At 70.9% G+C, this 8,367-nt stretch carries 8 protein-coding genes; 7 read left to right on the plus strand and 1 reads right to left on the minus strand.

Annotated features, from left to right (window positions below):
* Positions 1-5: 5 nt before the first annotated feature.
* Positions 6-362 (minus strand): DUF1844 domain-containing protein, encoded by a 357-nt coding sequence (locus ACWCPF_RS34465; protein ID WP_451049036.1) that lies wholly within the window; start codon positions 360-362, stop codon positions 6-8.
* A 395-nt stretch (positions 363-757) separates the two neighbouring features.
* On the opposite strand from ACWCPF_RS34465, the gene infC reads away from it, so the two are divergent.
* The 7 genes from infC (at position 758) to pheT (ending at position 8,226) form a co-directional block, all read left to right on the plus strand.
* A complete protein-coding gene (gene infC / locus ACWCPF_RS34470; protein WP_451049042.1) occupies positions 758-1,435 on the plus strand; it encodes a translation initiation factor IF-3 in 678 nt (225 codons plus the stop codon).
* Between the two features lie 108 nt (positions 1,436-1,543).
* Positions 1,544-1,738 (plus strand): 50S ribosomal protein L35, encoded by a 195-nt coding sequence (gene rpmI, locus ACWCPF_RS34475; RefSeq protein WP_003977225.1) that lies wholly within the window; start codon positions 1,544-1,546, stop codon positions 1,736-1,738.
* A 111-nt stretch (positions 1,739-1,849) separates the two neighbouring features.
* Complete coding sequence (gene rplT / locus ACWCPF_RS34480) at positions 1,850-2,233, plus strand: 50S ribosomal protein L20 (protein WP_232654097.1); 384 nt, start codon at positions 1,850-1,852, stop codon at positions 2,231-2,233.
* Between the two features lie 172 nt (positions 2,234-2,405).
* The gene (locus ACWCPF_RS34485; RefSeq protein ID WP_451049037.1) at positions 2,406-3,254 is read left to right on the plus strand and encodes a TrmH family RNA methyltransferase; all 849 of its coding nucleotides are present in this window, start codon (positions 2,406-2,408) and stop codon (positions 3,252-3,254) included.
* A gap of 55 nt (positions 3,255-3,309) precedes the next feature.
* The gene (locus ACWCPF_RS34490) at positions 3,310-4,425 is read left to right on the plus strand and encodes an ATP-binding protein (RefSeq protein ID WP_451049038.1); all 1,116 of its coding nucleotides are present in this window, start codon (positions 3,310-3,312) and stop codon (positions 4,423-4,425) included.
* Between the two features lie 166 nt (positions 4,426-4,591).
* Positions 4,592-5,713, plus strand: coding sequence for a phenylalanine--tRNA ligase subunit alpha (pheS, locus tag ACWCPF_RS34495; RefSeq protein WP_451049039.1), 1,122 nt, complete (start codon positions 4,592-4,594; stop codon positions 5,711-5,713).
* The gene (gene pheT / locus ACWCPF_RS34500; protein ID WP_451049040.1) at positions 5,713-8,226 is read left to right on the plus strand and encodes a phenylalanine--tRNA ligase subunit beta; all 2,514 of its coding nucleotides are present in this window, start codon (positions 5,713-5,715) and stop codon (positions 8,224-8,226) included. The genes pheS and pheT overlap by 1 nt, the downstream gene beginning before the upstream one ends.
* Positions 8,227-8,367: the final 141 nt, after the last annotated feature.

Below are 8,367 nucleotides of genomic sequence, written 5' to 3' on the forward strand. Positions count from 1 at the left end.
CCCGATCAGCCGTAGACCGGGCCCGTGTACTTCTCGCCCGGGCCCTGGCCCGGCTCGTCCGGGACGAGCGAGGCCTCGCGGAACGCGAGCTGCAGCGACTTCAGCCCGTCGCGCAGTGGGGCCGCGTGGAAGGAGCTGATCTCGGTCGCGCTCGCGTCCAGCAGTCCGGCGAGGGCCGTCACCAGCTTGCGGGCCTCGTCCAGGTCCTTGTACTTGTCGCCCTCCTCCGTGAGCCCGAGCTTCACCGCGGCGGCGCTCATCAGGTTGACGGCGACTGTCACGATCACCTCGACGGCCGGGACCTCGGCGATGTCGCGGGTCATGTCGTCGAAGGCTGCGTTCTCAGGAGGGGTGTCACTCATGCAGGACACGATAGGCGCAGGGCGGGGCGGCGCCGTATCGAGGCTCGATTGGCCAGTGCTGGCGCAGGCTGCTAATCTCGGGTAACGACCGGTCGGACACGCGTGCCACCCAGCAAGCGGTCCGGCCCACAAAGTGGAGGCTCCGAACTCCCACCCGACCGTCCCCAGGGATGGCGGGTCACCCCGGTCAGGCGGCCACCATCGTTCCGTACGGACGATGGAGTCGCCGGTAGTGCGCCCCGCGGCAATCGCGGCGGTGCTCCGGTAGTGCTTGGAGCCCCGCCTGTGATCGTTCGGGGCATTTTTTGTGCTTCGGCGTGGTTAATAGGTCTAACGAACACAGACGTTACGCGGCCGTCCGCCAGACCGCCGCGTGGTGCTACCGAGGAGGATCCATCAGCGCCGAGCCCCGCATCAACGACCGGATTCGCGTTCCCGAGGTGCGACTTGTCGGTCCCAGTGGCGAGCAGGTGGGCATCGTCCCCCTGGCCAAGGCACTGGAGCTTGCGCAGGAGTACGACCTGGACCTGGTCGAGGTCGCGGCGAACGCCCGCCCGCCGGTCTGCAAGCTCATGGACTACGGGAAGTTCAAGTACGAGTCGGCCATGAAGGCCCGTGAGGCGCGCAAGAACCAGGCGCACACGGTCATCAAGGAGATGAAGCTCCGGCCGAAGATCGACCCGCACGACTATGACACCAAGAAGGGTCACGTCGTTCGGTTCCTCAAGCAGGGCGACAAGGTCAAGATCACGATCATGTTCCGCGGTCGTGAGCAGTCCCGGCCCGAGCTGGGCTACCGACTGCTGCAGCGTCTCGCGGAGGACGTCCAGGACCTCGGGTTCATCGAGTCGAACCCGAAGCAGGACGGCCGAAACATGATCATGGTTCTCGGTCCGCACAAGAAGAAGACTGAGGCGATGGCCGAGGCCCGTCAGGCGCAGGAGGCCCGCAAGGCCGAGGCGAAGGCCAACCCGGGCCGCTCGCAGAACGCCGCGGACGCCGACGCCGTGAACGCCGAGACGGACGCCGAAGCCGACGTCGAGGCCCCTGCCGAGGCTTCCGCCGAGGCGTGATCCGCGGGACGCGAGTCCCAAGGACATAACCGATTGCAAGCGACGTTCCACCGTGCCCGGTTTCACGACCGGGCACCGGAACGCCACCGACGAGGAGAGAACGGCGCTATGCCGAAGAACAAGTCGCACAGCGGTGCCAGCAAGCGCTTCAAGATCACCGGCTCCGGCAAGGTGCTCCGTGAGCGCGCCGGCAAGCGCCACCTGCTCGAGCACAAGTCGTCCCGCGTGACGCGTCGCCTCACCGGCAACGCCGAGATGGCCCCGGGCGACGCCGCGAAGATCAAGAAGCTTCTCGGCAAGTGACGAAGCGGCGCCTGATCCCTTGATCACCGCGCGCCGTACGTCTGGACCGGGACCCAATCGATTCCGGGCCGTGTGACGAACCACCACGGCCCCGCTACAAGGAGTTAAAAAGTGGCACGCGTCAAGCGGGCAGTCAACGCCCACAAGAAGCGCCGGGCGATCCTCGAGGCGGCCTCCGGCTACCGCGGTCAGCGTTCGCGCCTGTACCGCAAGGCCAAGGAGCAGGTCACCCACTCGCTGGTCTACAACTACAACGACCGCAAGAAGCGCAAGGGCGACTTCCGTCAGCTGTGGATCCAGCGCATCAACGCCGCTGCCCGCGCCAACGGCATCACCTACAACCGCTTCATCCAGGGTCTGAAGGCCGCGAACGTCGAGGTCGACCGCAAGATCCTGGCCGAGCTGGCCGTGAACGACGCCACCGCGTTCGCCGCGCTGGTCGAGGTCGCGCAGAAGGCGCTGCCGGCGGATGTGAACGCGCCCAAGGCCGCGTGACGCTGCGCTGGCTTTGAGCCGATGTGACGAGGACCCGCAGGCTTGACGCCTGCGGGTCCTGCTGTGTTTGCGTAGTCGCCACAGTGCGGGTCGGTGGGGGCTGGTCGCGCAGTTCCCCGCGCCCCTAGGGGGCTGCCGTCCCCCACTAGTGAAAAGCGAAGGTGAGTTCCCCATGCCCTCCGTCAGTCCTGAGTTGATCTCTTCGCGGTCTCCGCGGGTCTCCGCTGCGCGGCGGCTGGCCAAGCGGAACTTTCGGGGGAAGGAGCGGTTGTTTCTCGCTGAGGGGCCGCAGGCCGTGCGGGAGGCCGCCGGGCATGCGGACACGCTGGTCGAGCTGTTCGCCACCGTCGAGGCCGCGGAGCGGTACGCCGACATCGTCGGCGAGGCCCGCGCCGCCGGCGCCCGGGTGCACCTCGCCGCCGAGCAGATCATCGAGGACATCTCCACCACCGTCACCCCGCAGGGCCTTGTCGGGATCTGCCGGTTCCTGGACACCCCGTTCGAGGAGATCCTCGCCGCCCGGCCCAAGCTCGTCGCCGTGCTCGCCCATGTGCGCGACCCCGGCAACGCCGGCACCGTGCTGCGGTGCGCCGACGCCGCCGGCGCCGAGGCCGTCGTCCTGACCGACGCCTCCGTCGACCTCTACAACCCCAAGGCCGTTCGGGCGTCGGTGGGCTCCCTCTTCCATCTCCCGGTCGCCGTCGGGGTCCCCGTCGAGCAGGCCGTGGCCGGGCTGAAGGCCGCCGGGGTGCGGATCCTCGCCGCCGACGGCGCGGGGGACGACGACCTCGACGACGAACTCGACAAGGGCACCATGGGCGGGCCCACCGCATGGGTGTTCGGGAACGAGGCCTGGGGGCTTCCGGAGGAGACCCGCGCGCTCGCCGACGCCGTCGTACGCGTTCCGATCCACGGGAAGGCCGAGAGCCTGAACCTCGCGACCGCCGCAGCCGTATGTCTCTACGCATCGGCCCGTGCACAGCGCGCCTCCGGAGGGTGCCGCTCCGTCACCGAGAGCTAGTAGGGTGACGAGCTCGGGGGGCCTCTTCCGGGAGGATGGGAGGTGGGGTAAGGGGATGAGCGTCGGCACGAGCAGCGCACCGGAGGCAGCCCGACCGGTCGGTGACCTCGCCGAACTCGGCATCGACCCCGACGACCTGCCCGACGGGCTCGTCGTCGCCGACGAGCACGGGCATGTGATCTGCTTCAACGCCGCCGCCCAGCGCATCACCGCCGTCCCTGCCGCGGACGCCCTCGGACAGCGCCTGGAGAAGGCCCTGCCGTTGGAGGACCTCGAAGGCCGCCGCTGGTGGCAGTGCACCGACCCGTACGGCGGCCTCGCCATCCGGGTCGGCCAGCCCGAGCGCAATCTGCTGCTCCCGGGCGGGCGCGAGGTGCTCGTCACCGTGCGATACGTCCGCGCCGAGCCCACCGGGCCCGTCCGCCGGGTCGTCGTCTCGCTGCGCGACACCGAGGCCCGTCGGCGCACCGAGCGCAGCCACGCCGAGCTGATCGCCACCGTCGCCCATGAGCTGCGGTCGCCGCTGACCTCGGTCAAGGGCTTCACCGCCACCCTGCTCGCCAAGTGGTCGCGGTTCACCGACGACCAGAAACGGCTGATGCTGGAGACCGTCGACGCCGACGCGGACCGGGTCACCCGGCTCATCGCCGAACTGCTCGACATCTCCCGCATCGACTCCGGGCGGCTGGAGGTGCGCCGCCAGCCCGTCGACATAGGCGCGGCCGTCGGACGGCACATCCAGGCCTACGTCGCCGCCGGACAGCCCGCCGACCGGTTCCTGCTCCGCCTCGAACAGCCGCTGCCCATGCTGTGGGCCGACCCCGACAAGGTGGACCAGGTCCTCAGCAACCTGCTCGAAAATGCGGTGCGCCACGGCGAGGGAACCGTCACGATCGACGTAACGCCCGCCGCCTCCCCCCGAGAGGGAGAGGACATCGGCACGTCGGTCACCGTGAGCGACGAGGGCGCCGGCATCCCGGAGGAGTCCATGAACCGCGTCTTCACCCGCTTCTGGCGGGGCAGCAAGCGCGGCGGCACGGGCCTCGGGCTGTACATCGTCAAGGGCATCGTCGAGGCCCACGGCGGCACCATCACGGTCGGCCGCGCCCCCGAGGGCGGCGCTGAGTTTCGATTTACGTTGCCCGTGGCGGCGCCGGCGTATCTCGCCTAGCCGCCCACGGGCGCATTCGTACACCCGCACCCCGTTAGACTCGGCCTTTGGCACCTTTGTGTCCCAGGGACGGCCCTCTGACCTCTGCGTGAGTCGGTGACGGGGACCTTCAGCCTGGGGGCCCCTCCCAGCGATGGCTGGGGGACAATCGGAAGCACGGGAAGAGATGTCGGCACCGAATAAGTCGTACGACCCGGTAGAGGTCGAGGCGTTGAAACCGGAAGAGATCGAGCGCATGCGGGACGAGGCGCTCGCCGCCTTCGCCGCCGCGGACTCGCTCGACGCGCTCCAGGAGGCCAAGGTCGCCCACACCGGCGGCGCCTCCCCGCTGGCCCTCGCCAACCGCGAGATCGGCGCCCTGCCCCCGCACGCCAAGGCCGCCGCCGGCAAGCTCGTCGGCCAGGCCCGAGGCGCCGTGAGCAAGGCCTTCGCGGGCCGCCAGGAGGAGCTGGAGGCCGAGCGCGACCAGCGCGTGCTGGTCGAGGAGGCGGTGGACGTCACGCTGCCCCACGACCGCGTGCCGGCCGGCGCCCGCCACCCGCTCACCACCCTCTCCGAGCGCATCGAGGACGTCTTCGTGGCCATGGGCTACGAGGTCGCCGAGGGCCCGCAGGTCGAGGCCGAGTGGTTCAACTTCGACGCCCTCAACATCGGCCCGGACCACCCGGCCCGCGGCGAGGCCGACACCTTCTTCGTGCAGGGCCCCCAGGGCGGCACCGAGTCCGGCGTCGTGCTGCGCACCCACACCTCCCCGGTCCAGATCCGCTCGCTGCTCGGCCGCGAGCTGCCGGTGTACGTGATCTGCCCCGGCCGCGTGTACCGCACCGACGAGCTGGACGCCACGCACACCCCGGTCTTCCACCAGGTCGAGCTGCTCGCCGTCGACGAGGGCCTGACCATGGCCGACCTCAAGGGCACCCTGGACCACATGGTCCAGTCGCTGTTCGGCGAGGGCATGAAGACCCGGCTGCGGCCGAACTTCTTCCCGTTCACCGAGCCGTCCGCCGAGATGGACATGGTGTGCTACGTCTGCCGCGGCGAGTCCGTCGGCAACCCCGACCGCCCCTGCCGCACCTGCTCCAGCGAGGGCTGGATCGAGCTGGGCGGCTGCGGCATGGTCAACCCCAAGGTGCTGGCCGCCTGCGGCGTCGACCCCGAGAAGTACAGCGGGTTCGCCTTCGGGTTCGGCATCGAGCGGATGCTGATGTTCCGCCACAACGTCGAAGACATGCGAGACATGGTCGAGGGTGACATCCGGTTCACTCGGCCGTTCGGGATGGAGATCTGATGCGGGTCCCGCTTTCCTGGCTGCGGGAGTACGTCGACCTGCCGGCCACCGAGACCGGCCGTGACGTGCAGGCCAAGCTCGTTTCGGCGGGCCTCGAGGTCGAGACGGTCGAGCAGCTCGGCGCCGACCTGAAGGGCCCCCTCGTCGTGGGCCGGGTCCTCACCATCGAGGAGCTGGAGGGCTTCAAGAAGCCGATCCGCTTCTGCACGGTCGACGTCGGCACCGCCAACGGCACCGGCGAACCGCAGGAGATCGTCTGCGGCGCCCGCAACTTCGCCGTCGGCGACAAGGTCGTCGTGGTCCTCCCGGGCGCCGTCCTGCCCGGCGGCTTCGCCATCGCCGCCCGCAAGACGTACGGCAAGACCTCCCACGGCATGATCTGCTCCGGCGACGAGCTGGGCATGGGCGACGACGGCAGCCACGGCATCATCGTGCTGCCGCCGGAGACCGAGGTCGGCAAGAACGCCATCGAGCTGCTGGAACTGGTCGACGAGGTCCTGGACATCGCCGTCACCGCCAACCGCGGCGACTGCCTGTCCATCCGCGGCGTCGCCCGCGAGGCCGCCATCGGCTACGGCCTGCCGCTGCGCGACCCCGCCCTGCTCGACGTACCGGCGCCGAACGCCTTCGGCTACCCGGTGCAGGTCTCCGAGCCCATGGGCTGCGACCGCTTCACCGCTCGCACCGTCACCGGTCTGAGCCCCGAGGCGCGCTCCCCGCTCTGGCTGCAGCGCCGGCTGCAGAAGGTCGGCATGCGCCCGATCTCGCTCGCCGTCGACATCACCAACTACGTGATGATGGAGCTCGGCCAGCCGCTGCACGCCTACGACCGCACCCTGGTCCAGGGCACGATCGGCGTCCGCCGGGCCGCGGAGGGCGAGCAGATCGTCACCCTCGACGGCACGACGCGCAAGCTGCACGCCGAGGACCTGGTCATCACCGACGAGCGCGGCCCCATCGGCCTCGCCGGCGTGATGGGCGGCGCCGACACGGAGATCGCCGACCACACCGACCTGGAGAACGCCTCGACCGACGTGGTCATCGAGGCCGCGCACTTCGACGCGGTGTCGATCGCCCGTACGGCGCGTCGCCACAAGCTGTCCTCCGAGGCCTCCCGGCGCTTCGAGCGCGGCGTCGACCCGCAGGCCGCGGCGGCCGCCGCGCAGCGCACGGTCGACCTGCTGGTGCTGCTCGCGGGCGGCACCGCCGACGCCGGCGTCACGGAGGTCATCGCCCCGTCCGCCCCGCACACGATCAGCGTCCCGGCGAACCACCCGGACCGGGTCGCGGGCGTGGTGTACGGCCGCGAGACCGTCGTCCGCCGGCTCCAGGAGATCGGCTGCGACGTCTACGGACAGGACGAACTGCTCGTCACCGTCCCGTCCTGGCGGCCCGACCTCGTCGAGGTCAACGACCTCGCGGAGGAGGTCATCCGGCTGGAGGGCTACGAGAACCTGCCCTCCACGCTGCCCAAGCCGCCCTCCGGCCGCGGTCTCACCCACCGCCAGCGGCTGCACCGCCGCGTCGGCCGCGCCCTGGCCGGCGCCGGCTTCGTCGAGTCGCCGAACTACCCGTTCATCGGCGAGGCCGTCTTCGACCAGCTCGGCCTGGCCGTCGACGACCCGGCCCGCCGTGTCGTCAGGCTCACCAACCCGCTGAACGACGAGGAGCCCGCGCTCCGCACCTCGCTGCTGCCGGGCCTGCTGGCCGCCCTGCGGCGCAACGACGGCCGGGGCAGCCATGACCTCGCGCTGTTCGAGACCGGGCTGGTCTTCCACCCGCGCGAGGAGGCCGGTGTCGCCGGTCACCTGCCGGTCGACCGTCGCCCCACCGGCGAGGAAATCGCCTCGCTCGACGCCGTGCTGCCCGAGCAGCCGCGCCATGTCGCCGCCGTCCTCGCGGGCGCCCGCGAACAGGCCGGCTGGTGGGGCAAGGGCCGCCCCGCGGACTGGGCCGACGCGATCGAGGCGGCGCGCGCCGTCGCGCGCGAGGCCGGGGCCGAGCTGATCGTCCGCAGCGGTCAGTACGGGCCGTGGCACCCGGGCCGCTGCGCCGAGTTCGTGGTGGTCGCGGACGGCGCCGAGCGGGTCGTCGGCCACGCGGGCGAGCTGCACCCCCGGGTGCTGAAGGCGCTGAGCCTGCCCGCGCGCACCTGCGCGATGGAGCTGAACCTCGACGTCCTGGAGGCGGTCGGCAACGACACCCCGCAGGCGCCGAGCATCTCCACCTTCCCCGTCGCCACGCAGGACGTCGCCCTCGTCGTCGACAAGTTCGTGCCGCACGCCGACGTCGAGTCCGCGCTGCGCGAAGGCGCGGGCGAACTGCTGGAGGCGATCCGGCTGTTCGACGTCTACGAGAACGCGGAGCAGCTCGGCGAGGGGCGGAAGTCGCTCGCGTACGCGTTGCGCTTCCGCGCGGGGGACCGGACGCTGACGGTCGACGAGGCGTCCGCCGCCCGCGACGCCGCGGTTGCCCTCGCGGGCGAGCGAACGGGCGCGGTCCTGCGAGGCTGAGGTCGTGCGCCGGGTGCGGGTGAGTGGGGGCTGGTCGCGCAGTTCCCCGCGCCCCTAAGGGAACTGGGCTGCAGCCCACCCAGGGGCGCGGGCCGCGTCCGCTGTTTCTGGTTCTGCTGTGTACAGCATGATTCGGAGGTC

It is taken from the genome of Streptomyces sp. NPDC001858 (genome assembly GCF_053594615.1).